This window comes from Streptomyces sp. NPDC093795, assembly GCF_044764665.1.
GTDB lineage: Bacteria > Actinomycetota > Actinomycetes > Streptomycetales > Streptomycetaceae > Streptomyces.
Window position 1 is genome coordinate 255822 of record NZ_JBIWIO010000008.1, and the last position, 24533, is coordinate 280354.

At 69.7% G+C, this 24533-nt stretch carries 17 protein-coding genes; 12 read left to right on the forward strand and 5 right to left on the reverse strand.

Annotation, left to right across the window (positions count from 1 at the left end; translation table 11 throughout):
* Positions 1 to 15 precede the first annotated feature (15 nt).
* Positions 16 to 1056, reverse strand: a complete 1041-nt coding sequence (locus tag ACIRB7_RS22665) for a saccharopine dehydrogenase family protein (protein WP_403601499.1) — start codon at positions 1054 to 1056, stop codon at positions 16 to 18.
* Positions 1057 to 1159: 103 nt separating this feature from the next.
* Between ACIRB7_RS22665 and ACIRB7_RS22670 the strand changes: the two genes are divergently transcribed.
* Positions 1160 to 2095, forward strand: a complete 936-nt coding sequence (locus ACIRB7_RS22670) for a helix-turn-helix domain-containing protein (RefSeq protein WP_403601502.1) — start codon at positions 1160 to 1162, stop codon at positions 2093 to 2095.
* 68 nt (positions 2096 to 2163) lie between these two features.
* Here the strand turns inward: ACIRB7_RS22670 and ACIRB7_RS22675 are convergent, their stop codons facing one another.
* Entirely contained in the window at positions 2164 to 2835 is a 672-nt protein-coding gene (locus tag ACIRB7_RS22675; RefSeq protein ID WP_403601505.1) for an SMI1/KNR4 family protein, read from the reverse strand.
* Positions 2836 to 3093: 258 nt separating this feature from the next.
* Between ACIRB7_RS22675 and acnA the strand changes: the two genes are divergently transcribed.
* Positions 3094 to 5811, forward strand: coding sequence for an aconitate hydratase AcnA (gene acnA, locus ACIRB7_RS22680; RefSeq protein WP_403601508.1), 2718 nt, complete (start codon positions 3094 to 3096; stop codon positions 5809 to 5811).
* A 100-nt stretch (positions 5812 to 5911) separates the two neighbouring features.
* Here acnA and ACIRB7_RS22685 read toward each other — a convergent pair whose 3' ends face one another.
* Positions 5912 to 6820 carry an FG-GAP repeat domain-containing protein gene (locus tag ACIRB7_RS22685; protein ID WP_403601511.1) on the reverse strand — a complete coding sequence of 303 codons (909 nt, stop codon included), beginning with the start codon at positions 6818 to 6820 and terminating at the stop codon, positions 5912 to 5914.
* A gap of 541 nt (positions 6821 to 7361) precedes the next feature.
* On the opposite strand from ACIRB7_RS22685, the gene ngcE reads away from it, so the two are divergent.
* From ngcE to ACIRB7_RS22735, 10 genes are all read left to right on the forward strand, one after another.
* On the forward strand, positions 7362 to 8810 hold the full coding sequence (ngcE, locus tag ACIRB7_RS22690; RefSeq protein ID WP_403601513.1) for an N-acetylglucosamine/diacetylchitobiose ABC transporter substrate-binding protein: 1449 nt from the start codon (positions 7362 to 7364) through the stop codon (positions 8808 to 8810).
* 101 nt (positions 8811 to 8911) lie between these two features.
* On the forward strand, positions 8912 to 9841 hold the full coding sequence (locus ACIRB7_RS22695; RefSeq protein ID WP_403601515.1) for a carbohydrate ABC transporter permease: 930 nt from the start codon (positions 8912 to 8914) through the stop codon (positions 9839 to 9841).
* Positions 9841 to 10779 (forward strand): carbohydrate ABC transporter permease, encoded by a 939-nt coding sequence (locus ACIRB7_RS22700; protein WP_403601518.1) that lies wholly within the window; start codon positions 9841 to 9843, stop codon positions 10777 to 10779. Before ACIRB7_RS22695 ends, ACIRB7_RS22700 begins: the two co-directional genes overlap by 1 nt.
* A 171-nt stretch (positions 10780 to 10950) precedes the next feature.
* A complete protein-coding gene (locus ACIRB7_RS22705) occupies positions 10951 to 12162 on the forward strand; it encodes an ROK family transcriptional regulator (protein WP_351219814.1) in 1212 nt (403 codons plus the stop codon).
* A gap of 122 nt (positions 12163 to 12284) precedes the next feature.
* Positions 12285 to 13349 (forward strand): sugar ABC transporter substrate-binding protein, encoded by a 1065-nt coding sequence (locus ACIRB7_RS22710; RefSeq protein ID WP_403601520.1) that lies wholly within the window; start codon positions 12285 to 12287, stop codon positions 13347 to 13349.
* A gap of 355 nt (positions 13350 to 13704) precedes the next feature.
* Positions 13705 to 14484 (forward strand): ATP-binding cassette domain-containing protein, encoded by a 780-nt coding sequence (locus tag ACIRB7_RS22715; protein ID WP_073817512.1) that lies wholly within the window; start codon positions 13705 to 13707, stop codon positions 14482 to 14484.
* Positions 14481 to 15815, forward strand: coding sequence for a sugar ABC transporter permease (locus ACIRB7_RS22720; protein ID WP_403601524.1), 1335 nt, complete (start codon positions 14481 to 14483; stop codon positions 15813 to 15815). Before ACIRB7_RS22715 ends, ACIRB7_RS22720 begins: the two co-directional genes overlap by 4 nt.
* A 255-nt stretch (positions 15816 to 16070) precedes the next feature.
* Positions 16071 to 17990: a 1-deoxy-D-xylulose-5-phosphate synthase gene (gene dxs, locus ACIRB7_RS22725; protein WP_403601527.1), complete on the forward strand. Its 1920-nt coding sequence runs from the start codon at positions 16071 to 16073 to the stop codon at positions 17988 to 17990.
* Between the two features lie 153 nt (positions 17991 to 18143).
* Positions 18144 to 19622: an amino acid permease gene (locus ACIRB7_RS22730; protein WP_403601841.1), complete on the forward strand. Its 1479-nt coding sequence runs from the start codon at positions 18144 to 18146 to the stop codon at positions 19620 to 19622.
* A gap of 133 nt (positions 19623 to 19755) precedes the next feature.
* Complete coding sequence (locus tag ACIRB7_RS22735; protein ID WP_403601529.1) at positions 19756 to 20835, forward strand: hypothetical protein; 1080 nt, start codon at positions 19756 to 19758, stop codon at positions 20833 to 20835.
* 98 nt (positions 20836 to 20933) lie between these two features.
* Here ACIRB7_RS22735 and ACIRB7_RS22740 read toward each other — a convergent pair whose 3' ends face one another.
* Both ACIRB7_RS22740 and ACIRB7_RS22745 read right to left on the reverse strand, forming a co-directional pair.
* A complete protein-coding gene (locus tag ACIRB7_RS22740) occupies positions 20934 to 23072 on the reverse strand; it encodes a 3-hydroxyacyl-CoA dehydrogenase NAD-binding domain-containing protein (protein ID WP_403601532.1) in 2139 nt (712 codons plus the stop codon).
* Entirely contained in the window at positions 23069 to 24283 is a 1215-nt protein-coding gene (locus ACIRB7_RS22745) for a thiolase family protein (protein WP_403601534.1), read from the reverse strand. The genes ACIRB7_RS22740 and ACIRB7_RS22745 overlap by 4 nt, the downstream gene beginning before the upstream one ends.
* Between the last annotated feature and the right edge of the window lie 250 nt (positions 24284 to 24533).

The window sequence follows — 24533 nt, forward strand, 5'->3', positions numbered from 1 at the left end:
CCATTGCGCCCCCGTCTACGGCAATTCGGCCGAAAGGTGGGCGGAAAGGGCGCGAAGGAAGTCGGGCGCGTCGAAGATCGCGCCGGCCGAGGCGACCCCGTTCGTCCTGGTTCGTCCGCTGAGCACCCGGTCGACGGCCTCCACCGCGAGCGGTGCGCTGACGGCGTAGATGTCCTGGCCGCGCGCCACCGCGCGCCGCTCCTCGTCTCCCTTGCGCACGGCCACGTCCACGAGGAAGGTCTGCGCGGACCGCCCGCGCTCGTCGACCGGGGCCGGTGCCGGGGTGTCCGATGCGGCCAGGTCCTTGGCCGCCTCGACGGCCATGTACGTGCGCACCTCGGGGACGTCCACATGGCTGGGTACGGTGACGACATCGGCCATGGTGAAGTCACCGATCACCGGGCTCACCCCCAGCGGCTCCGGGAAGGCCCACTTCAGGGTGGTGGCCGTGGAATCGTCGCGGTACTCGAGCCGCCCGCCGGTGAAGCGGACGTGCCGCCCGTCCCTGCGCTCCCGCGAGACCGCTCCCGCCGTACGGGTCCCGGCCGTGGGGTGCCAGCTGCTCAGCCCGTACGCGACGTGCACCTCGTCGGCCGACGTCCAGTCGCCCATCGCCGCCGTGACCAGCAGGTCACCGAGGCCGCCGAAGAACGCCATCGCGGGGACCACCGCGGTACCGGCGGTGCGGGCGGGCTCCGCGAAGTGGGCGAACGTGTCGACATTGGCCTCGATCTCGGCCGCCACGTCCACGTACGGGATGCCGGCGCGCAGCGCCGCCTCGATCACCGGTGCGGCGGTCGACGCGAAGGGGCCGGCGCAGTTGATCACGGCGTCGGCGCCGGCCAGCGCGCGGTCCAGGGAGGCCGGGTCGTCGACCGTGGCAGGGCGGACCTCAAGGCCGGAGAGCTCCTTACGGGACGCCGCGAACTCCGCCAGCTTGCCCGCGTCACGTCCGGTGAGGACGGGGACGAACCCCCGCTCCAGCAGCTCCGTCACCACGAAACGCCCGGTGTGCCCGTACGCGCCGAACACCGCAACTGTCCTTACCGATCCCATGAGTTCCTCCGTTGTCCGCTGTCCTGCTCGGATACGAAGAGCCTGTCAGGGGCCGACCGCCGGAACCAGTGTCCGGAACGACATGGGCCGTACAATTACGGACATGGAAACTGTCGCCCTGGCCGTCACCGACGGGATGCTGCACTTCGAACTCTCCGTGGCGCACGAGGTGTTCGGCGATCCCGCGTACGAGCTCGTCGTCTGCGGCCCGGGCCCCGTGCGTTTCGGCAGGTTCCGGCTGGATCCGGACGCCGGGCTCGACCAACTCCCGTACGCCGACACGGTGATCGTCCCGGGCTGGGCCGACGTCGACGTGGAGCCGCCAGCCGAACTCGTCGACGCGGTACGCGCGGCCCACGAGGCGGGCGTGCGGGTGGCCTCGCTGTGCACGGGCGCGTTCGTCCTGGCCGCCGCGGGTCTGCTCGACGGCCGCCGCGCGACCACGCACTGGGCGCACACCGACGTCCTGGCCGCCCGCTACCCCCTGGTGGAGGTCGACCCGGACGTGCTCTACGTCGACAACGGCAGCGTGCTCACCTCCGCCGGCAAGGCCGCCGCGATGGACCTGTGCCTGCACCTGGTCCGCCTCGACCACGGCTCGGCGCACGCGAACACGATCGCCCGCCGCCTGGTCGTGCCCCCGCACCGGTCCGGCGGCCAGGCGCAGTTCGTCACCGCCCCGGTGCCGGCCCAGGACGACCACCCGCTCACCGAGCTGTTCCCCTGGGCGATCGAGCGGCTCGACCAGCCGCTGACCGTGGAGGATCTGGCCCGCCGGGCGAACATGAGCTCGCGCCACCTCGGCCGCCACTTCCGTACGGTGACGGGCGCCACGCCGCTGCAGTGGCTGCTGACCCAGCGGATCCGACGCGCCCAGGAGCTCCTCGAATCCAGCGGCGACAGCGTCGACGCCATCGCGGCCGCCACGGGCATGGGCACGGCCACGACCCTGCGCCGCCACTTCAACCGCACCCTCGGCGTCCCCCCGGACACCTACCGCCGCACGTTCCGCCGCTCGACGGCATGCGCCGGGACGTGACGACGGGAGGGACCCGGTGTCGGGCAGGGGCGCGGTGAAGGGGTCGACGTCGAGCCCTTCGTGAGCGGTCAGTGGCCGGAGGACCCCGGGTCGCCGCCGAGCACGTCGGCGTTGGGGACGAAGCGGGTCCTTTCCTCGGGGTCGACGAGTTCGTCGAGGTCGCTGTAGTAGAACGACGTCGACGTACCGGACACCACGTCCAGGAGATAGCGGCTGCACGAGACGGGAGCCGCCTCCCAGAGCGGGCCGCGGCCCTCGTTGAGGATGACGGTCCACTCTTCTGGTGCGGCGCCGGGCCGGACCAGCCAGTACAGGAAGTGGCCCGCGCCCTCGTCGAACGCCCAGGGCAGCAGCCGGACGTCCGGGTCCAGGAGTTCCCGCGGCCTGTCCTCGCCCGCGTCCCAGAGGTCCTGGAGGATCTCCAGGCGCTCCTGGGCCTGGGCGACGAGCTCGTAGTACGGATCCGGGCACCCGGGCTCAAGGAGCCAGAGCGTGCCCGCGAAGAGCCCGCCCCCGTACGTCTCGACGAGCCGCCGGTAGTCCGTCGGCAGCGGGACGCTCAGAGCCTCTTCCACCGCGGCCCAGTCCACGTCCCTGGCGGCACCCGGCGGCGGCGGGCACAGCCGCTCAAGCGGCGCGGTGTGGCGCAGGGCGTGAGCCGTCCGCAGGTCGTCGGGCAGCGCGCCGAGGCGTCCGGGCGTCCGGACGAGGGCGTCGTACCCCTCCTGATCGGCAGGCATGACGCCCACCTTCCCATCACCGTCCGGAGGTGTGTGACGGGGGACAGGCATGCCGGGCATGACCGAGCGGCGGGGATGCACTAGAGTTATCTCGACATCGAGATAACTGCTTACGGCGCACCGCAGCCGCCCACCCGGTAAGGGTTACCTAACCAAGCCTTACCTTAGCGGATCGGCGGGGAGTCGGGCGGCACCACGCGGCGGCAGCCGCATATTGTCGCTGCGCGGTAACCGCGCACACTGATGAAGGAGACTGTCGTGTCGGCGAACAGCTTCGACGCCCGCAGCACGCTGCGCGTGGGTGACGAGTCGTACGAGATCTTCAAGCTGGACAAGGTCGAGGGCTCCGCGCGCCTCCCTTACAGCCTGAAGGTCCTCCTGGAGAACCTGCTCCGCACCGAGGACGGCGCGAACATCACCGCCGACCACATCCGGGCCCTCGGTGGCTGGGACTCGCAGGCCCAGCCGAGCCAGGAGATCCAGTTCACGCCGGCCCGCGTGATCATGCAGGACTTCACCGGCGTTCCCTGTGTCGTCGACCTCGCCACCATGCGCGAGGCCGTCAAGGAGCTCGGCGGCGACCCGGCGAAGGTCAACCCGCTCTCCCCGGCCGAGCTGGTCATCGACCACTCGGTCATCGCCGACAAGTTCGGCACCGCGGAAGCCTTCGGCCAGAACGTGGAGCTGGAGTACGGCCGCAACAAGGAGCGCTACCAGTTCCTGCGCTGGGGCCAGACCGCGTTCGACGACTTCAAGGTCGTCCCGCCGGGCACCGGCATCGTCCACCAGGTGAACATCGAGCACCTGGCCCGTACGGTCATGGTCCGCAACGGCCAGGCGTACCCCGACACCCTCGTCGGCACCGACTCCCACACCACCATGGTCAACGGCCTCGGTGTGCTCGGCTGGGGCGTCGGCGGCATCGAGGCCGAGGCCGCGATGCTCGGCCAGCCGGTCTCCATGCTCATCCCGCGCGTCGTCGGCTTCAAGCTGACCGGCGAGCTCCCGGCCGGCACCACCGCCACCGACCTCGTCCTCACGATCACCGAGATGCTGCGCAAGCACGGCGTCGTCGGCAAGTTCGTCGAGTTCTACGGTGAGGGCGTCGCCGCCACCTCCCTCGCGAACCGCGCCACCATCGGCAACATGTCGCCGGAGTTCGGCTCCACCGCCGCGATCTTCCCGATCGACGGCGAGACCCTGAAGTACCTCAAGCTCACCGGCCGCTCCGAGCAGCAGGTCGCGCTCGTCGAGGCGTACGCCAAGGAGCAGGGCCTCTGGCTCGACCCGGCCGCCGAGCCCGACTTCTCCGAGAAGCTGGAGCTCGACCTCTCCACGGTCGTCCCCTCCATCGCCGGCCCGAAGCGCCCGCAGGACCGCATCGTCCTCGCGAACGCCGCCCAGCAGTTCGCCCAGGACGTCCGCAACTACGTGGACGACGTGGACGAGCAGGGCAAGGAGTCCTTCCCGGCCTCCGACGCCCCGGCGAACCACCCCAACGGCGCCCCGTCGAAGCCGGTCACCGTGACCGCCCCCGACGGCTCGACCTACGAGATCGACCACGGTGCGGTGACGGTCGCGGCCATCACCTCCTGCACCAACACCTCGAACCCGTACGTCATGGTCGCCGCCGCGCTCGTCGCGAAGAAGGCCGTCGAGAAGGGCCTGACCCGCAAGCCGTGGGTCAAGACCACCCTCGCCCCGGGCTCGAAGGTCGTCACCGACTACTTCGACAAGGCGGGTCTCACCCCGTACCTCGACAAGGTCGGCTTCAACCTCGTCGGCTACGGCTGCACCACCTGCATCGGCAACTCCGGCCCGCTGCCGGAGGAGGTCTCCAAGGCCGTCAACGACCACGACCTGGCCGTGACCTCGGTGCTCTCGGGCAACCGTAACTTCGAGGGGCGCATCAACCCCGACGTCAAGATGAACTACCTGGCCTCCCCGCCGCTGGTCGTCGCGTACGCCCTCGCGGGTTCCATGAAGGTGGACATCACCAAGGACGCCCTCGGCGTCGACACCGAGGGCAAGCCGGTCTACCTGGCCGACATCTGGCCGACGGAGGCCGAGGTCAACGACGTCGTCGCCAACGCCATCGGCGAGGACATGTTCAACAAGTCCTACCAGGACGTCTTCGCGGGCGACGCCCAGTGGCAGGCGCTGCCGATCCCCACCGGCAACACCTTCGAGTGGGACACCGAGTCCACCTACGTCCGCAAGCCCCCGTACTTCGAGGGCATGACGATGGAGACCACCCCGGTCACCGACATCGTCGGCGCCCGCGTCCTGGCCAAGCTGGGCGACTCGGTCACCACCGACCACATCTCCCCGGCCGGCGCCATCAAGGCCGACACCCCGGCCGGCAAGTACCTCACCGAGCACGGTGTGGAGCGTCGTGACTTCAACTCCTACGGCTCGCGCCGAGGCAACCACGAGGTCATGATCCGCGGCACGTTCGCCAACATCCGACTGCGCAACCAGATCGCGCCGGGCACCGAGGGCGGCTTCACCCGCGACTTCACCCAGCCGGACGCGCCGGTGTCGTTCATCTACGACGCCTCCCGCAACTACATCGAGCAGGGCACCCCGCTCGCGATCCTGGCGGGCAAGGAGTACGGCTCCGGCTCGTCCCGCGACTGGGCCGCCAAGGGCACCGCGCTGCTCGGCGTCAAGGCCGTCATCGCCGAGTCGTACGAGCGCATCCACCGCTCGAACCTCATCGGCATGGGCGTCCTGCCGCTCCAGTTCCCGGAGGGCCAGACGGCCGCGACCCTGGGCCTGACCGGCGAGGAGACCTTCTCCTTCACCGGCGTCGAGGAGCTCAACAACGGCACGACCCCGCGTACGGTCAAGGTCACGACCGACACCGGTGTCGAGTTCGACGCGGTCGTCCGCATCGACACCCCCGGCGAGGCGGACTACTACCGCAACGGCGGCATCATGCAGTACGTGCTCCGCAACCTGATCCGTGGCTGACACGGCCTGATCGGGTAGTACGGAAAGGGCCCCGCTCCTCGGAAGAGGAGCGGGGCCCTTGCGTCGTGCCGGAGCGGCCCTCGCGTCGTGCCGGAGCCGATCAGAACATCGCGCGGAAGCTGTTCCAGCCCGAGGTGCCGATCTGCACGCGGGCGGCGTACGGGGCGGCGGCGCGGCCCGTGCCCTTGTACAGCCACAGGCGACCGGCGGCGTCGCGGGCGACCAGGTCGGCCTTGGTGTCGAAGTTCAGGTCGCCCGAGGACACCACGGCGTTGTAGGCGTTCCAGCCGCTGCTGATGCGGGTCCGGCCCGAGAAGGGCGTCGCGTAGTTGCCCGTGCCCTTGTAGAGCCACAGCACGCCGCCTCGGTCGCGGGCGACGATGTCGGCCCGGCCGTCACTGGTGAGGTCGCCCTTGCCGGCGATCGCGGTGTACGCGTCCCAGCTGCTGCCGACCCGGATGCGCCCGCTCAGCGCACCGTTGCCGTAGCCCAGGTAGTGCCACAGCACGCCGGCGCTGTCACGGGCGAGGATGTCGTCGGCCACGCCGCCGCCGGTGTTGGAGGCGGAGAGGATCTTGTTGTAGATGTGCCAGCCGCCACCGATGTCCCGGGGGGCGCCGACGTCGGCGTAGTGCAGGCGGCCGCTGCGGACGGCGTAGAAGCCGTCGGAGCCACCGTCGCCGTCCATGTCGGCCTGGTTGAAGTGGCTGTGGGAGTTCCAGCCCGTGCCCGAGTTGTCCGCGAGCCGCTGGATGGCGCCGCCGCCGACCGGCTTGTAGCCCCAGATGGTGCCCGCGCTGTTGACGCCGTAGAGGTAGTTCCTCGGCGTGGCGGCGGCAGTGGCCGCGAAGGCCGTCGCCTGCGAGGTCTGCTCGATGCCGGAGGCGGTGGGCTGGGGCGTCTCGGCCGCCCCCGCGGCGGTCGTGGTGCCCACCAGCGCGGCGGCTATCGCCGCGACCGTGACACGGGACACGAGGCCCGTGCGGTTGAGGCCAGAAGTCTTGGCCACGTAATACTCCAGATCTGTATGGGATGAGGCAGGCCCGCCGGGCCCCCGTCGCGAGGACGGGCGTGGGCGGGACCCCTCTATGATCCCGGTCCTCCTTACAAAATCTTCATCGGGTGGGGGGTCTGTGACACGACTGTTTCGTTCTCGACCGTATGTCCCTTTTTGTGCGCGCCACCGGCGACCGGAGCGTCCGCCCCGCGCCCCGGGCTTCGCCAGGACCCCCCTGTATGGCTCGGCCTGACCCCCTGTCAAGGGTGCCGCCGCGCGAATGCTTGGACGAAACGCCGCAGATCCGCCGTGCTTATCCCGGAGGTCTCAACTCGGGAAAGATGGCTGCCGAAACCTGGTTTCGATCTTGCTCCGGCGAAGGGAAGTGGACTATACCTGTCGGCGTCCAGCCAGTCGTTTCCATCACGCGACGGCCCGACGCCTGCACGACCCGGCTGCAAATGACCGCGGTGGCGGGGCCCTTCGCCTGTGGCGAGCGAGTACGGGCGACCGGTACACCGCCTGAGTCCTGAATGAAGGCGAGGACTTGAGCATGGGATCCACCTCCGCACAGACCGACGAGGGCGGCCTCGGCCGTCGCGATCTGATCAAGCGTTCTGCCGCTATCGGTCTGATCTCCGTACCGACGATGGGCTTCCTCTCCGCCTGTGCGAGCAGTGACAGCGGTGGCAACGGAAAGGTCGAGAAGGGCCAGAAGTCCGAAAAGAACCCGCTCGGGGTGAACGAGTCGGCACCGCTCGACTTCGTCCTCTTCGACGGCGGATTCGGACAGCAGTACGCCAAGGACGCGGTCAAGGTCTACGAGACCAATTACCCGAAGGCGAAGGTCAAGTTCACCCCCACCCAGAAGATCACCACCACGCTCCAGCCGCGCTTCAACGGCGGCAACCCGCCGGACCTCATCGACAACTCCGGCGCCGAGCAGATGGACATGGGTGTCCTCGTCGGCCAGAAGCAGCTGGCGGACCTCACCCCGCTCCTCGACGCGGCCTCCGTCGACGACCCGAGCAAGAAGGTCCGTGACACCCTGCGGCCCGGCATCGTCGAGATGGGCCAGTTCGACGGCGACCCGGTGTGGATCATGTACTACGCCTACACGATCTACGGCGTCTGGTACTCGCAGAAGCTGCTCGACTCGCTCGACGCCAAGTACCCCGAGACCTGGGACGAGATGCTGGCCGTCTGCGAGAAGGCCAAGAAGAAGGGCATCGCGGGCTGGACGTACGCCGGAAAGCACCCGTACTACGTCCCCTTCTCGCTCTACCCGATGATCGGCAAGGTCGGCGGCCGTGAGGTCCTGGACGCCATCGACAACCTGGAGCCGAAGGCCTGGGAGCACCCCGCGGTCAAGGCCTGCTTCGAGGCGTACTACGAGCTCGTCCGGAAGGGCTACATCCTCAAGGGCACGCCCGGCCTCGACCACATCCAGTCGCAGACCGCCTGGACCGAGGGCAAGGCGCTGTTCATCCCGAACGGCTCCTGGGTCGAGAACGAGGCCGCGAAGACCATGCCGGCCGACTTCAACCTCGCCGTCTCGGCCCCGACCGGCATCGACGCCTCGGACAAGATGCCGTTCGGCACCATCTGGGCCTCCGGCGGCGAGCCCTTCATCGTCCCGGCGAAGGCGGCGAACGCCGAGGGCGGCATGGAGCAGCTGCGCATCATGCTCAGCGAGGCGTCCTCCAAGAACTTCACCCAGTCGGTGAAGTCCCTGACCGCGTTCAACGGCGGCACCGACGGCATCGAGCTGACCCCGGGCCTCAAGTCCGGCGTCGTGGCCCTGGAGAAGGCCGGCCAGAACGTCGTCAACCCGCGCCTCCAGGACTGGTACGTCGCCCTCCAGAAGGAGAAGATCGGTGTCGCGGGCATCGGCGAGATGATGGCCGGCCGCGCCACCCCGGCCGAGACGATCAAGAAGATCCAGAAGTACGCCGACGAGGCGGCCAAGGACTCCTCGATCAAGCACTACAAGCACCAGTGAGCTGTGCCGGGGCCCCTTCCCGCCGACCGGGAGCGGGCCCCGGGCCCTTCGCGCGCGGCACCAGCGGCGCGCCTCCGCGGGAAGATCGGGGTCGGTAGGAAATGCAACACGGCAAGTACCGTTTCATCGTGGGGTTCCTGGCGGCCCCCCTCGCGCTCTACGCGCTGTTCGTCATCTGGCCCTTCATCCAGTCCATCTACTACTCCTTCACGGACTGGACGGGACTGAGCCCCGAATTCGGGATGGTCGGAGTCGACAACTACAGCAGAATGCTGGACGACGAGATCTTCTGGAAATCGCTCCAGCACAGTCTGACCTTCGCTGTGGTGCTCCCGATCGTGACCGTGGGACTCGCGCTGTTCTTCGCCTTCATGCTCAATGTCGGCGGTCGGCGCCGCGGGGGCGCGGCCATCGCTGGCGTGCGCGGCTCGTCCTTCTACAAGATCGTGTATTTCTTCCCGCAGGTGCTGTCGATCGCGATCGTGGCGCTGCTCTTCCAGTTCGCGTACAACCCGAACAGCGGAGCCATCAATTCCGTTCTGAAGGGTGTCGGTCTCGACAACGTCCAGCCGGACTGGCTCGGAGATCCGGACCTCGCCCTCATCTGCGTGATGGTGGTACTCGTCTGGTCCACCGTCGGATTCTTCGTCGTCCTCTTCTCGGCAGGCATGGCGTCCATTCCGCGGGACTTCTACGAGGCGGCCCTGCTCGACGGCGCGAACCGCTTCACCACGTTCTTCAAGATCACCCTGCCGCTGCTCTGGGACACCGTGCAGTCGGGCTGGATCTACATGGGCATCCTCGCGCTGGGCGCGGAGTCCTTCGCCGTCGTCCAGATCATGACCGTCGGCCCCAGCGGCGGTGGGCCCGACTACTCGACCATCGTCCTTCCGTTGTACGTGTACCAGAAGGCGTTCCGGGACGGTCAGGCCGCCTACGCCACGACCATCGGTGTCGCGCTCCTCGTCGTCACACTGGCCTTCGCGGCCGTCGTGATGAAGCTGGGCCGGCGCGAGCGGCTGGAGTTCTGATGAAGACGACCGACACTGTCCCCACCGGCGTCGAGAACCCCGGCTCCCCGGGCGGCCCGGGACCCGTGGTCACCAAGACGGTGACGCCCGCGCCCCGGCGCACCGCCAAGGCCGAGGGCGCGGCCCTCAACGTCTTCTCGCACGGCGTACTGATCGTCTGGGCGATCATGGTCGTCATGCCGCTGCTCTGGGCGGTCATGACCTCCTTCAAGACCGACCGGGCGATCTTCACCTCCCCCTGGTCGCTGCCCGACAAGCTGCACTTCGAGAACTGGTCACGCGCCTGGACCGAGGCGCACATGAGCGACTACTTCCTGAACACCCTCCTGGTGGTCGGCGGCTCGCTCCTCGGGACCCTGCTCTTCGGCTCGATGGCGGCCTACGTCCTGGCCCGCTTCGACTTCCCGGGCAACCGCTTCATCTACTTCCTCTTCATCGGAGGGATGAGCTTCCCGATCATCCTGGCGCTCGTGCCGCTGTTCTACGTGATGCAGAACATGGCCCTGCTGAACACGCTGCACGGCCTGATCCTCGTCTACATCGCGTACTCGCTGCCCTTCACCGTCTTCTTCCTGACCGCCTTCTTCCGCACCCTGCCGACCTCGGTGGCGGAAGCGGCGTTCGTCGACGGCGCCTCGCACACCCGGACCTTCTTCCAGGTGATGCTGCCGATGGCCAAGCCCGGCCTCATCAGCGTCGGCATCTTCAACTTCCTGGGGCAGTGGAACCAGTACCTGCTGCCGACCGTGCTCAACACCGAGCCGGAGCGGAAGGTGCTCTCGCAGGGCCTCGTCCAGCTCGCCGTAAGCCAGGGCTACAAGGGCGACTGGTCCGGGCTCTTCGCCGGACTCGTGATGGCGATGCTCCCGGTCCTCGCCGCGTACATCATCTTCCAGCGGCAGGTGGTGGCCGGTCTGACCGCCGGCGCCGTGAAGTGAGCGCGTAACCCCTCGTTCCCGTACCCGAAGGGCCCCCGGCGCACCGCGCCCGGGGGCCCTTCCCGTCGTGTGTCACAGACCCTCCGCCTCTCAAGGTCTTGACGGGGAGCAAGGCGAAAGCGTCCCCTTAGAGTTCACATGTTGGAGAAAACGGTGGGAGTGAGTGAGTCGATGGAGACTCCGGGGTCGCAGACGTCTCTGCACAGGGCCAATCTCGAACGGGTCGTCCGGGCGGTGCGCATGGCCGGATCGCTCACCCAGGCGGAGATCGCCCGGGCGACGGGCCTGTCCGCCGCCACGGTCTCCAACATCGTCCGGGAGCTGAAGGACGGCGGCACCGTCGACGTCACACCCACCTCCGCGGGCGGCCGCCGGGCCCGCAGCGTCTCGCTCTCCGGCGACGCCGGCATCGTGATCGGAGTGGACTTCGGCCACACCCACCTCCGGGTCGCCGTCGGCAATCTCGCCCACCAGGTGCTCGCGGAGGAGGCCGAGCCGCTGGACGTCGACGCCTCCGCGGCCGAGGGCTTCGACCGGGCGGAACAGCTGGTCAAACGGCTGATCCTGGCCACCGGGATCGGCCCGGACAAGGTGATCGGCGTCGGACTCGGCGTCCCGGGTCCGATCGACGTCTCCTCCGGGACCCTGGGGTCGACCTCGATCCTGCCGGGCTGGAGCGGGATCAACCCCGCCGAGGAGCTCTCCGGCCGACTCGGCGTCCCCGTGCACGTCGACAACGACGCCAACCTGGGCGCCCTCGGCGAGCTGGTCTGGGGCAGCGGGCGGGGCGTCAAGGACCTGGCGTACATCAAGGTGGCCAGCGGCGTGGGCGCCGGCCTCGTCATCGACGGGCGGGTCTACCGCGGGCCCGGCGGCACCGCCGGCGAGATCGGGCACATCACGCTCGACGAGTCGGGACCGGTCTGCCGCTGCGGCAACCGAGGCTGCCTGGAGACCTTCACCGCGGCCCGGTACGTCCTGCCGCTGCTCCAGCCGAGCCACGGCCCCGATCTCACCATGGAACGGGTCGTCCAGCTGGCCCGGGAGGGCGACCCGGGCTGCCGCCGCGTGATCGCCGACGTGGGGCGGCACATCGGCAGCGGCATCGCCAACCTCTGCAACCTCCTGAACCCCAGCAGGGTGGTCCTCGGCGGCGACCTGGCGGAGGCCGGTGAGCTGGTCCTCGCGCCCATCAGGGACTCCGTCTCGCGGTACGCGATCCCCAGCGCGGCCCGGCAGCTCTCACTGGCCCAGGGGGCCCTCGGAGGGCGCGCGGAGGTGCTCGGCGCCCTCGCTCTCGTACTGAGCGAAATGGGCGATTCGACCCTGTTGGAGAGTGCGCTGCCCGCCGCCGCGCCGGTCTCTCGTCTTGCCTTCACTTAGATAACGAACACCACCGTTGTCATCTCGTTAAGAATTTACTTCTTGACGGCAACGTTGCGGCCGAGTTGACTTCGTGCCACCTCGGCCGCAACGTCGCGGCCTCGTCAGGGAGGCAAACCCACATGAACGCAGTGACGCGTCGTGCCGTCATAGCCACGGCCGCGGTCTCGATGGCCCTCACGCTCGCCGCCTGCGGCCAGGCCGGCGGCGACGACAGCGCGGACAAGGGCAGCTCGACCAAGATCGGCCTGCTCCTTCCGGAGAACAAGACCGCGCGCTACGAGACCCTGGACAAGCCCCAGTTCGAGAAGGCCGTCAAGGCCGCCTGCGGTGACTGCGAGGTCGTCTACAACAACGCGGTCTCCGACGTCGTCAAGCAGAAGCAGCAGTTCGACCAGCTGATCGCCGACGGCGTCAAGGTCATCGCGCTCGGCTCGGTCGACGCCACCAAGGCCGAGGGCTGGGTCACGGAGGCCAAGGCCAAGGGCGTCAAGGTCGTCGCGTACGACCGCGCCGTCAAGGGCGCCGACGCCTACGTCAGCCACGACAACAACAAGGTCGGCGAGCTCCAGGGCCAGGCGCTCCTCGCCGCCCTCGGCGGCAAGGCCGCCGCCGCCAACGTCGTGATGATCAACGGCGACGAGAAGGACCCGAACGCCGCGCTGTTCAAGGCCGGCGCCCACGCCGCCCTCGACGGCAAGGTCGGCAAGGTCGCCTACGAGGCCTCCGGCGAGTGGGACCCGAAGATCGCGGGCGAGAAGATGTCCGCCGCGATCTCCTCGCTCGGCAAGGACAAGATCAACGCGGTCTACTCCGCGAACGACGGCATGGCCGGCGGCATCATCACCTCGCTCGAGAACGCCGGCATCAAGAACATCCCGGTCGGCGGCCAGGACGCCGAGGTCGCGGGCGTCCAGCGGATCATCGCCGGTTCGCAGACCTTCACCATCTACAAGTCGCCGCTCCAGCTGGCCCCCGAGGCCGCCAAGTTCGCGGTGAACCTGCTCCAGGGCAAGGACCTCGGCGCCCAGGGCGCGACCGACGGCGTGCCGTCCACGCTCTTCCCGCCGGTCGTGGTCGACAAGACCAACATCCAGACCACGGTCGTCAAGGACGGCATCTACAAGGCCGCGGACCTCTGCACCTCGGACCTTGCCGCCAAGTGCACCGAGCTGGGCATCAAGTAACCCCTGGCCCCACCCCGCCGGGCCCTCCGAGGGCCCGGCACCACGGATCCCGCCGCCGGCCGCGTACGGCCCACCGGCCGCCCCCCGCACGGGGCGGCCGGGAGGCCGCCGCCACGGCCCGCGTACAGAGGGTGAACACCCCCTCCGGCCGGCGTGCGGCGCACGGACGGAGGGTGAAGACCCTCCGGCCGAGCCGCGGCACACGGATCCGTCCCCTCGCCCGTCCGGCCCCCGGCCGACCCAGACCCCGCTGTCGGCCCGGGGGCCGGACGAAGCCCACCCCCCTCTCGAACTTTGGCGCTGCACCGGCGGCGCGACATGCCGCCGCCCGCGGGCGGCGAAGGAGTTGGTTCACGTGTCCCAGACGCCCGTGCTGGCGTTGCGCGGGATCTTCAAGCGGTTCGGAGCGGTTCAGGTCCTCTCCGGTGTCGATCTCGAAGTCCACGCAGGAGAAGTCGTCGCCCTCGTCGGCGACAACGGAGCGGGAAAGTCCACGCTCGTCAAGACGATCGCCGGTGTGCACCCCATCGACGAGGGCGTCATCGAGTGGGAGGGCGAGCGCGTCGAGATCCAGCGCCCGCAGGACTCCCAGAACCTCGGTGTCGCGACCGTCTACCAGGACCTCGCGCTCTGCGACAACCTCGACGTCGTCGCCAACCTGTTCCTCGGCCGCGAGATCAAGAAGGGCAGCGTCCTCGACGAGGTCGCCATGGAGAAGCGGGCCAAGGACCTGCTCTCCACGCTCTCCATCCGCATCCCCAGCGTCCGTATCCCCGTCGCCGCCCTCTCCGGCGGCCAGCGGCAGGTCGTCGCCATCGCGCGCGCCCTGGTCGGCAACCCCAAGATCGTGATCCTGGACGAGCCGACCGCCGCCCTCGGCGTCGAGCAGACCGCCCAGGTCCTCGACCTGGTCGAGCGCCTGCGCGAGCAGGGCCTCGGCGTCATCCTCATCAGCCACAACATGGCCGATGTGAAGGCCGTCGCCGACACCGTCGCGGTGCTCCGCCTGGGCCGCAACAACGGCACCTTCCCGGTCGCCACCACCACGCACGAAGAGATCATCGCCGCGATCACCGGTGCCACGGACAACGCCGTGACCCGCCGCCAGGCCCGCAACGCGGAGGTAGCGAAGTGAGCAAGACCCCTCCCACCGCGAGCGAGGAGGCCGCGGTGCCCGACCCCCGTACCCCCGACGAGCAGGCCACCGTCACCGAGGCCCCGGTCACCGAGACCCCGGCCGCCGCCGCGATCCCCGCCGTCGACCCCCGCCTCCTCGTGCGCGAGCAGGGCTTCAAGGGGTACGTCGACGAGTTCAAGCGCAAGATCCGCTCCGGTGAGATCGGCTCGCTGCCCGTCGTCGTCGGCCTGATCGTCATCGGCATCGTCTTCCAGGCCCTCACCGGCAACTTCATCACCTCGTACAACCTCGACCAGATCACGCTGTACGCGGTCGGCCCCGGCATCATGGCCGTCGGCATCGTCTTCGTGCTGCTGCTCGGCGAGATCGACCTCGCCGTCGGCTCCGTGGCGGGCCTCGCCGGCGCGGTCTGGGGCGTCCTCGGCACCGACATGCCGGACGGCCTCGCGATCCTCCTCGGCATCCTGTCCGGCACCCTGCTCGGCGCGTTCCACGGTCTGGTCTTCGCCAAGATCGGCGTGCCCGCCTTCGTCGTCACCCTCGCCGGCTTCCTCGGCTGGGCCGGCCTCCAGACCTGGGTCATGGGCGAGCGGTCCACCATCCCGACCCCGATCGGCAGCTTCGTCGGCGACCTCACCAAGTACTACTTCTCCGACGTCGCCGCCGCCTACGGCCTCGCCGTGGCCGTCGTCGCCGCCTTCTACCTCGCCCAGCTGCGCGACTCCAGCCGCCGCAAGGCCGCCGAGCTGCCGTACCGCCCGCAGAGCGAGATGATCCTGCGCACCGCCGTCCTCGCGGTCCTGGTCCTCGTCGCCGCGTACGGCTTCAACCAGGAGCAGGGCCTGCCGCTCTCCCTGGTGATCTTCCTGGTGATCCTGCTCGTCACCGACTTCGTCCTGCGCCGCACCACGTACGGCCGTCAGGTCTTCGCCGTCGGTGGTGGCATCGAGGCCGCCCGCCGCGCCGGCATCAACGTCGCGTGGATCCGGATCTCGGTCTTCATGATCTCCGGCACCATGGGCGCGATCGGCGGCCTGTTCCTCGCCTCCGCGACCGGCGGCGCCGACCGCTCCCTCGGCGGCGGCAACCAGCTCATGATGTGCATCGCCGCCGCCGTCATCGGCGGTACGTCCCTGTTCGGCGGACGCGGCAAGGTCTGGTCGGCGCTCCTCGGCATCCTGGTCATCCAGTCGATCGTCCAGGGCCTCAACCAGATGAACCTGTCCTCGAACGCGATCCAGTACATGATCACCGGAGCGGTCCTGCTCATCGCGGTCATCATCGACTCGGTCTCCCGCAAGACACAGAAGACAGCAGGACGAGCCTAAGGACCCCGTCCCGCGCGCGTGACGGACCCCGTCCCGCGCGCGTAACGCTCGCCACACCGCCCGGCGCCGTGAAACCGGCGCCGGGCACTGCTGCGTCCGGAGCAGTGCACCGGCACGTACAGGCCCGTACAGATCAGCGGTGCGTAGGCCATGAGGGTGACGCGTGATCCCCCGGCCCGATGCCCACGATCCAAGACGGAACATTAGACTCGACAAATCGGCAAGCTCGACCAGCTCAAACGCAAGGAGGAACGGGTGGCTCTGCTGACCCGTATCAGGGGACCGCGAGATCTGGACCGGCTCTCCCCGGAACAGCTGGACCAGCTGGCCGACGAGATCAGGACGTTCCTCGTGGACGCCGTCTCCAAGACCGGCGGGCACCTCGGGCCCAACCTCGGCGTGGTCGAGCTGACCATCGCCCTGCACCGCGTGTTCGACTCCCCGAAGGACAAGGTCCTCTGGGACACCGGCCACCAGAGCTACGTCCACAAGCTGCTCACCGGCCGCCAGGACTTCTCGAAGCTCAAGATGAAGGGCGGCCTCTCCGGCTACCCCTCGCAGGCCGAGTCCGAGCACGACGTCATCGAGAACTCGCACGCCTCCACGGTCCTCGGCTGGGCCGACGGACTCGCCAAGGCCAACGAGGTCCTGAAGAAGGACGACCACGTCGTCGCCGTCATCGGCGACGGGGCGCTCACCGGCGGCATGGCCTGGGAGGCGCTCAACAACATCGCCGCCGCCAAGGACCGCCCGCTCGTCCTCGTCGTCAACGACAACGAGCGCTCCTACGCGCCGACCATCGGCGGCCTCGCCAACCACCTGGCGACCCTGCGCACCACCGACGGCTACGAGCGCTTCCTCGCCCGCGGCAAGGACATCCTGGAGCGCACCCCCGTCGTCGGGAAGCCGCTCTACGAGACCCTCCACGGCGCCAAGAAGGGCCTCAAGGACTTCATCGCCCCCCAGGGCATGTTCGAGGACCTCGGCCTCAAGTACGTCGGCCCCATCGACGGCCACGACATCGAGGCCCTGGAGTCCGCCCTGACGCGCGCCAAGCGCTTCGGCGGCCCCGTGATCGTGCACTGCCTCACCGAGAAGGGCCGCGGCTACCAGCCGGCCCTCCAGGACGAGGCCGACCGCTTCCACGCCGTCGGCAAGATCCACCCCGACACGGGCCTGCCCATCTCCTCCTCCGGCGCCGACTGGACCGGCGTCTTCGCCGAGGAGATGGTCGCGCTCGGCAAGGAGCGCGAGGACATCGTCGCGATCACCGCGGCCATGCTCCAGCCCGTCGGCCTCGACAAGTTCGCCAAGGCCTTCCCCGAACGGGTCTTCGACGTCGGCATCGCCGAGCAGCACGCCGCGGTCTCCGCCGCCGGCCTCGCCACCGGCGGACTGCACCCCGTCTTCGCGGTGTACGCCACCTTCCTCAACCGCGCCTTCGACCAGGTCCTGATGGACGTGGCCCTGCACAAGTGCGGGGTCACCTTCGTCCTGGACCGGGCCGGCATCACCGGCACCGACGGCGCCTCCCACAACGGCATGTGGGACATGTCGATCCTCCAGGTCGTCCCCGGCCTGCGGCTCGCCGCCCCGCGCGACGCCGACCAGGTCCGCGCCCAGCTCCGCGAGGCCGTCGAGGTCACCGACGCCCCGACCGTGGTCCGCTTCTCCAAGGGCGCGGTCGGCCCCGCCGTCCCCGCCCTGCGCAGGGTCGGCGGCATGGACGTGCTCCGTGAGCCCGGCTCCGACCGGCCCGACGTCCTCCTGGTCTCCGTGGGCGCCCTGGCCCCCATGTGCCTGGAGATCGCGAACCTCCTCGACAACCACGGCATCTCCACGACCGTCGTCGACCCCCGCTGGGTCAAGCCGGTCGACGAGGCCCTCGCCCCGCTGGCCGAGCGTCACCGGGTCGTCGTCACGGTCGAGGACAACAGCCGCGTCGGCGGTGTCGGCTCGGCCGTCGCGCAGGCGCTGCGCGACGCCGGGGTGGACGTACCGCTGCGTGACTTCGGCATCCCGCCGCGCTTCCTCGACCACGCCTCGCGCGCCGAGGTCCTGGCCGAGATCGGACTGACCGCCCCGGACATCGCCCGCCAGGTCACCGGTCTGGTCTCACGTCTCGACGGCCGGTTCGACACCGGCGCGCAGGTCGTGGAGCCCGCCCGCGACTGACGGATCGGCGTCACCCCGCGTCACCCTTGGGCCGGTCGGCTCACTCTTCGGAGTGCCGACCGGCCCATTGCCGTGCATTCTGACCACAGTGCGGACAGCCGGCAGGGAGGTACGAAGGTGAGTACGGACCAGCAGCCACGGGCGAACTCCGGAATGTTCCGGACGAAGTCGGTCGAACAGTCGATCCGCGACACGGAGGAACCGGAGCACGCGCTCAAGAAATCCCTCTCCGCCTGGGATCTGACGGTGTTCGGCGTCGGCGTCATCATCGGCACCGGCATCTTCGTCCTGACCGGCAAGGTCGCCAAGGAGAACGCGGGCCCGGCCACCGCCCTCGCGTTCGTCGCGGCGGGCATCGTCTGTGCCCTCGCCGCCCTCTGCTACGCCGAGTTCGCCTCGACGGTGCCGGTGGCCGGATCGGCGTACACCTTCGCGTACGCCTCCATCGGCGAGCTGCCGGCCTGGATCATCGGCTGGGACCTCGTCCTGGAGTTCGCCCTCGGTACGGCGGTGGTCGCCGTCGGCTGGTCGGGCTACGTCCGCTCACTCATGGACAACATCGGCTGGCACCTACCGGCCTGGATGGAGGGCCCGGACGCGGCGGGCGGCACCTTCGACCTCCTGGCCTTCGTGCTCGTCCTGGTCCTGACCGTGGTCCTGGTCCTCGGCATGAAGCTCTCCGCGCGGATCACCGCCGTCGTCGTCGCCATCAAGGTGACCGTGGTGATGATCGTGATCATCGCGGGCCTGTTCTTCATCGTCGGCGACAACTACGAGCCCTTCATCCCGCCGGCCGTCACCCCCGAGGGCGGCGGCTCCAACTGGGACTCGCCGCTCGTCCAGCTGCTCTTCGGGTACGAGCCGACCAACTTCGGCGTCATGGGCATCTTCACCGCCGCCTCGGTCGTCTTCTTCGCCTTCATCGGCTTCGACGTGGTCGCCACCGCCGCCGAGGAGACCAAGCTGCCGCAGCGGGACATGCCCCGGGGCATCCTGGGCTCGCTCCTCATCTGCACGGTCCTCTACGTGGCCGTGGCCCTGGTCGTCACCGGCATGCAGCACTACACGGAGCTGTCCGTGAGCGCCCCGCTCGCCGACGCCTTCAAGGCCGCAGGACACCCCTTCTACGCGGGCGTCATCAGCTTCGGCGCCGCCGTCGGCCTCACCACGGTCTGTCTGATCCTGCTCCTCGGCCAGACCCGGGTGTTCTTCGCGATGAGCCGTGACGGGCTGCTGCCGCGGTTCTTCTCCGTCACGCACCCGCGCTTCAAGACCCCGTACCGGCCCACGATCCTGCTCGGTGTGATCATCGCCATCGTCGCCGGCTTCACCAGCATCAACGAGCTCGCGACCCTGGTGAACATCGGCACGCTCTTCGCCTTCGTGCTCGTCGCGTTCGGCGTCATCGTGCTCCGCCGCACCCGCCCGGACCTGCCGCGCGCCTTCCGCACCCCCTGGGTGCCCGCGCTGCCGATCCTCTCCATCGCCGCCTCGCTCTGGCTGATGCTCAACCTGCCCGGCGAGACCTGGTTCCGCTTCGCCGTCTGGATGGCGATCGGCATCGTCGTGTACTTCCTGTACGGGCGCGGTCACAGCCGGCTCGGGCGGGAGGGCCCGGACGCCCGCTACTGAGCGGGCGCCGGGGCGGGCGGCGCGGCGGTCGGCGACGGCCGATGCCGCAGGCGCGGAATGGACCGTTCGGCAGGGCGACTACAGTCGGTTCGTGCCCGAACTCCTTCCGACGACCGGAGTACTGGATCCCCCCATGGCGAACCGATCCCAGGCCCCCGCTGCCCGTTCTCACGGCTCCACCACCGCCCCCGTACTCCAGGGCGACTGGCTGACCAGAGGGGTGGAGGGCCGGTTCAGCGCCTATCTGCCCAGGGACGGAGAGGTGGTGCGCTGGACCGAGGAGCCCGACGGGCGCTGGAGCAGACCCGTCTCGCTCGGCGGCGACGGTCTGACGCCCTTCCTGGCGGTCGGCCAGGGCCCGGACCGCTACGTCCACCTCGTCGCCCTGCGGCCGGCCGCGGGAGAGGACGAGCACGTCGAGGTGGTGCACAGCGTCCAGTTCCAGACGGGCCGCCCGGCCGTCGCCTGGCGCCCGATCGGGCACTCCAACGGCAAGGGGCCCTGGACCGGCAACCCCGCCGTCGCGGTGGACGCCCAGGGCCGCGCGCACGTCTTCATGCGCAACGGCGGCGGCGGCGTGAGCGTACGGGCGCAGAAGGACGCCGGCGGCTGGCACCCCTGGTGGGACCTCCTCGGCTCCAAGACCGACCCCTCGCCGGTCGCCCTCACCAACGGCTCGGGCCTCGTCGAGCTGTACAGCTCGCACGCCAAGGGCCTCGTCCGCTACGTACAGCGCGAGGCCGGGGCGAAGCCGCTCCGCGAGGAGCTGGTCCCGGCCTCGGTGACCATGGGCACCCTGGCGGCCACGACGGGCCCCTCCGGGCACGCCACCCTCTTCTACCTCGACCAGGACGGCCGGGTCTGCGCCTGGTCGCCGGAGCGCTCCCTCGAGCCCACGCCCCTCGGGGACGCGGCCGGCACCGGGCGGCTCGCCGTCACCCGCTGTCTCGTCGACGGCTCCGAGCACACCGTCCTCGCCCAGCAGTCCGCCGACGGCCGGCTCGCCCTCGCCGCCTACCCGAGCGAGCGGGAGGCCGACGGCATCCAGTGGTCGGAGACGGGGGACGCCCGGGGCGACCTCGACGCCGTCCTCACCCGCGGACTCGACGGGCGTCTCGTCGCGATGGCCCTGGTCGGCGGGACCTCGCTGATCACCACCCGCCAGAAGGCGGCGGACGCTCTCCTGCTCGACGGCTGGCGCTCCATAGGGTGACCCGACCCCCTGTCGATCCGCCGATACGGGAACGGCCCCGGCACCTGGAGAAGGTGCCGGGGCCGTACGCGTACGCACCGAGGTGCCGTACCGCGGTGTTACGCGGGAACGCTCGCCACGCCCTGCGCGAGGAAACGCTTGCCGTTGACGCGCTCGGAGACGCCCTCACGGTCCAGGTACGGCGTGATGCCGCCCAGGTGGAAGGGCCAGCCCGCGCCCGTGATCAGGCAGAGGTCGATGTCCTGCGCCTCGGCGACGACACCCTCCTCCAGCATCAGGCCGATCTCCTGCGCCACCGCGTCCAGGACGCGGTCGCGGACCTGCTCCTCGGTCAGGACGGAGTCGCCCTGGACGAGGAGGGCGGCGACCTCCGGGTCGAGTTCCGGCTTGAAGCCGTTCTCGGCGTTGTAGACGTAGAAGCCGCGCTTGCCGGCCTCGACCACACGCTTGAGGTTCGGCGAGACGGTGAAGCGCTCCGGGAAGGAGCGGTTCAGGGTCTCGGAGACGTGCAGACCGATCGCCGGGCCGACGAGCTCCAGGAGCACCAGCGGCGACATCGGCAGACCGAGCGGCTCGATGGCCTTCTCGGCCGTCTCGACGGAGGTGCCCTCGTCGATGACGTTCTGGATCTCGCCCATGAAGCGGGTCAGGATGCGGTTCACGACGAACGCCGGGGCGTCCTTGGTGAGGACCGCGGTCTTCTTCAGCTTCTTCGCGACACCGAACGCGGTGGCCAGCGAGGCGTCGTCCGTCTTCTCGCCGCGGACGATCTCCAGGAGCGGGAGGATCGCGACCGGGTTGAAGAAGTGGAAGCCGACCACGCGCTCCGGGTGCTGGAGCTTGGAGGCCATCTCCGAGACGGACAGCGAGGAGGTGTTGGTGGCGAGGATCGCGTGCGCCGGGGCGACCGCCTCGACCTCCGCGAACACCTTCTGCTTGACCGACATCTCCTCGAACACGGCCTCGATGATGAAGTCCGCGTCCGCGAAGCCCTCGGCCTTGTCCAGGACACCGGAGACCAGGCCCTTGAGACGGTTGGCCTTGTCCTGGTTGATACGGCCCTTGCCGAGCAGCTTCTCGATCTCGGCGTGGACGTAGCCCACGCCCTTGTCGACGCGCTCCTGGTCGATGTCGGTCAGGACGACCGGCACCTCGAGGCGGCGCAGGAAGAGCAGGGCCAGCTGGGAGGCCATCAGACCGGCGCCGACGACACCGACCTTGGTGACCGGGCGGGCCAGCGACTTGTCCGGGGCGCCGGCGGGGCGCTTGCCGCGCTTCTGCACCAGGTTGAAGGCGTAGATGCCGGAGCGCAGCTCGCCGCCCATGATCAGGTCCGCGAGGGCCTGGTCCTCGGCGTCGAAGCCCTTCTGCAGGTCCCCGTCCTTCGCGGCCTCGATGATGTCGAGGGCGCGGTAGGCGGCCGGGGCGGCGCCGTGCACCTTGGAGTCGGCGATGGCACGGCCCTTGGCGACGGCCTGGTCCCAGCCCTCGCCGCGGTCGATCTCGGGGCGCTCCACGGTCAGCGAGCCGTTCAGGACGGAGGCCGTCCAGATCAGCGACTGCTCCAGGAAGTCCGCGCCCTCGAAGAGCGCGTCGGCGATGCCGAGCTCGAAGACCTGCTTGCCCTTGAGCTGGCGGTTCTGGTTCAGCGAGTTCTCGATGATGACCGAGACGGCCTTCTCGGCGCCGATCAGGTTCGGCAGGATCGCGCAGCCGCCCCAGCCGGGCACCAGACCGAGGAAGACCTCGGGCAGCGAGAAGGCCGGCAGGGCCTTCGACACGGTGCGGTAGGTGCAGTGCAGACCGACCTCGACGCCGCCGCCCATGGCCGCGCCGTTGTAGTACGCGAAGGTCGGCACGGCGAGCGCGGAGAGACGCTTGAAGACGTCGTGGCCGCCCTTGCCGATGGCGAGCGCCTCGTCGTGCTTCTTGAGCAGCTCGACGCCCTTGAGGTCGGCGCCGACGGCGAAGATGAACGGCTTGCCGGTGATGCCGACGCCGGTGATCTCACCGTTCGCGGCCTCCGCCTCGACCTGGTCGATCGCCGTGTTCAGGTTGGCGAGCGACTGCGGGCCGAAGGTGGTCGGCTTCGTGTGGTCGAAGCCGTTGTCCAGCGTGATCAGCGCGAACCGGCCCGCACCCGCGGGCAGTTCGAAGTGGCGGACGTGGGCGCTGGTGACGACCTCGTCCGGGAAGAGCTCCGCGGCGCCCTTCAGAAGCTCGGCGGTGGTGCTCACTTGCCCTCCCAGTGGGGGTTTTCCCAGATGACCGTGGCGCCCATGCCGAAGCCGACGCACATCGTGTTGAGGCCGTAGCGGACCTGCGGGTTCTCCTCGAACTGGCGGGCCAGCTGCGTCATGAGACGGACGCCGGAGGAGGCGAGCGGGTGACCGTAGGCGATGGCGCCGCCGTACTGGTTGACGCGGGCGTCGTCGTCGGCGATGCCGTAGTGCTCCAGGAAGGCGAGGACCTGGACCGCGAAGGCCTCGTTGACCTCGAAGAGGTCGATGTCCTCGATCGAGAGGCCGGCCTTGGCCAGCGCCTTCTCGGTCGCGGGGATCGGGCCGTAACCCATGACCTCGGGCTCGACGCCGGCGAAGGCGTACGAGACGAGGCGCATCTTGACGGGGAGGTCGTTCTCCCGCGCGAAGTCCTCGGAGGCGATGATCGAGGCGGTGGCGCCGTCGTTGAGACCGGCCGCGTTGCCCGCGGTCACGTTGCCGTGGACGCGGAACGGCGTCTTCAGGTTGGCCAGCGACTCCAGGGTCGTGCCCGGACGCATCGGCTCGTCGGCGGTGACCAGGCCCCAGCCGGTCTCACCGGTGGAGGCGTCGGTACGGCGCACCGAGATCGGCACCAGGTCCTGCTGGATCTTGCCGTCGGCGTACGCCTTGGCGGCCTTCTCCTGCGAGCGCACGGCGTACTCGTCGGCGCGCTGCTTGGTGATGCTCGGGTAGCGGTCGTGCAGGTTCTCGGCGGTCATGCCCATGAAGAGGGCGGACTCGTCGACCAGCTTCTCGCTGACGAACCGCGGGTTCGGGTCGACGCCCTCGCCCATGGGGTGACGGCCCATGTGCTCGACGCCACCGGCGATGACGGCGTCGTACGCGCCGAAGGCGATGGAACCGGCGACGCTGGTCACGGCGGTGAGGGCACCGGCGCACATGCGGTCGATGGAGTAGCCCGGCACCGACTGCGGCAGCCCGGCGAGGATGCCCGCCGTGCGGCCGAGGGTCAGACCCTGGTCACCGATCTGCGTGGTCGCGGCGATGGCGACCTCGTCGATGCGCGCCGGGTCGAGGCCCGGGTTGCGTCGCAGCAGCTCCCGGATGGCCTTGACGACGAGGTCGTCGGCGCGGGTCTCGTGGTAGATGCCCTTCGGGCCCGCCTTGCCGAACGGGGTGCGGACGCCGTCGACGAAGACGACGTCCCTGACGGTACGAGGCACGATGGCTCTCCTCCAGGGTGCGGGATGGCACTGCTGCCGCGACACGCCTAAGCGTGCGCTTGCTTCCCCCATGCTACTTGTGAGTAACCGGGCTGCCCAGCCCCTGGGGGGCAAGCGGCGAAGGTCACATCCCGAGGATCCCACCGGCCGGGCCGCACGCCCCCCGCGTACGCCCGACCGTTGGAACGGTCCCGCCCCCCGATGGCCCAGGGCGGCGGCCGCGTCGCGGCGCCGGCTCCCACCGGCGGAC

What these genes read in the sequence shown, in the direction of transcription:
- ACIRB7_RS22710 (WP_403601520.1), top strand. Translation starts at nt 12,285, where the DNA reads ATGAACGCAGTGACGCGTCGTGCCGTCATAGCCACGGCCGCGGTCTCG.
- ACIRB7_RS22670 (WP_403601502.1), top strand. Translation starts at nt 1,160, where the DNA reads ATGGAAACTGTCGCCCTGGCCGTCACCGACGGGATGCTGCACTTCGAA.
- ACIRB7_RS22695 (WP_403601515.1), top strand. Translation starts at nt 8,912, where the DNA reads ATGCAACACGGCAAGTACCGTTTCATCGTGGGGTTCCTGGCGGCCCCC.
- ACIRB7_RS22700 (WP_403601518.1), top strand. Translation starts at nt 9,841, where the DNA reads ATGAAGACGACCGACACTGTCCCCACCGGCGTCGAGAACCCCGGCTCC.
- ACIRB7_RS22730 (WP_403601841.1), top strand. Translation starts at nt 18,144, where the DNA reads ATGTTCCGGACGAAGTCGGTCGAACAGTCGATCCGCGACACGGAGGAA.
- ACIRB7_RS22735 (WP_403601529.1), top strand. Translation starts at nt 19,756, where the DNA reads ATGGCGAACCGATCCCAGGCCCCCGCTGCCCGTTCTCACGGCTCCACC.
- ngcE (WP_403601513.1), top strand. Translation starts at nt 7,362, where the DNA reads ATGGGATCCACCTCCGCACAGACCGACGAGGGCGGCCTCGGCCGTCGC.
- ACIRB7_RS22705 (WP_351219814.1), top strand. Translation starts at nt 10,951, where the DNA reads ATGGAGACTCCGGGGTCGCAGACGTCTCTGCACAGGGCCAATCTCGAA.
- ACIRB7_RS22665 (WP_403601499.1), bottom strand. Translation starts at nt 1,056, where the DNA reads ATGGGATCGGTAAGGACAGTTGCGGTGTTCGGCGCGTACGGGCACACC.
- ACIRB7_RS22675 (WP_403601505.1), bottom strand. Translation starts at nt 2,835, where the DNA reads ATGCCTGCCGATCAGGAGGGGTACGACGCCCTCGTCCGGACGCCCGGA.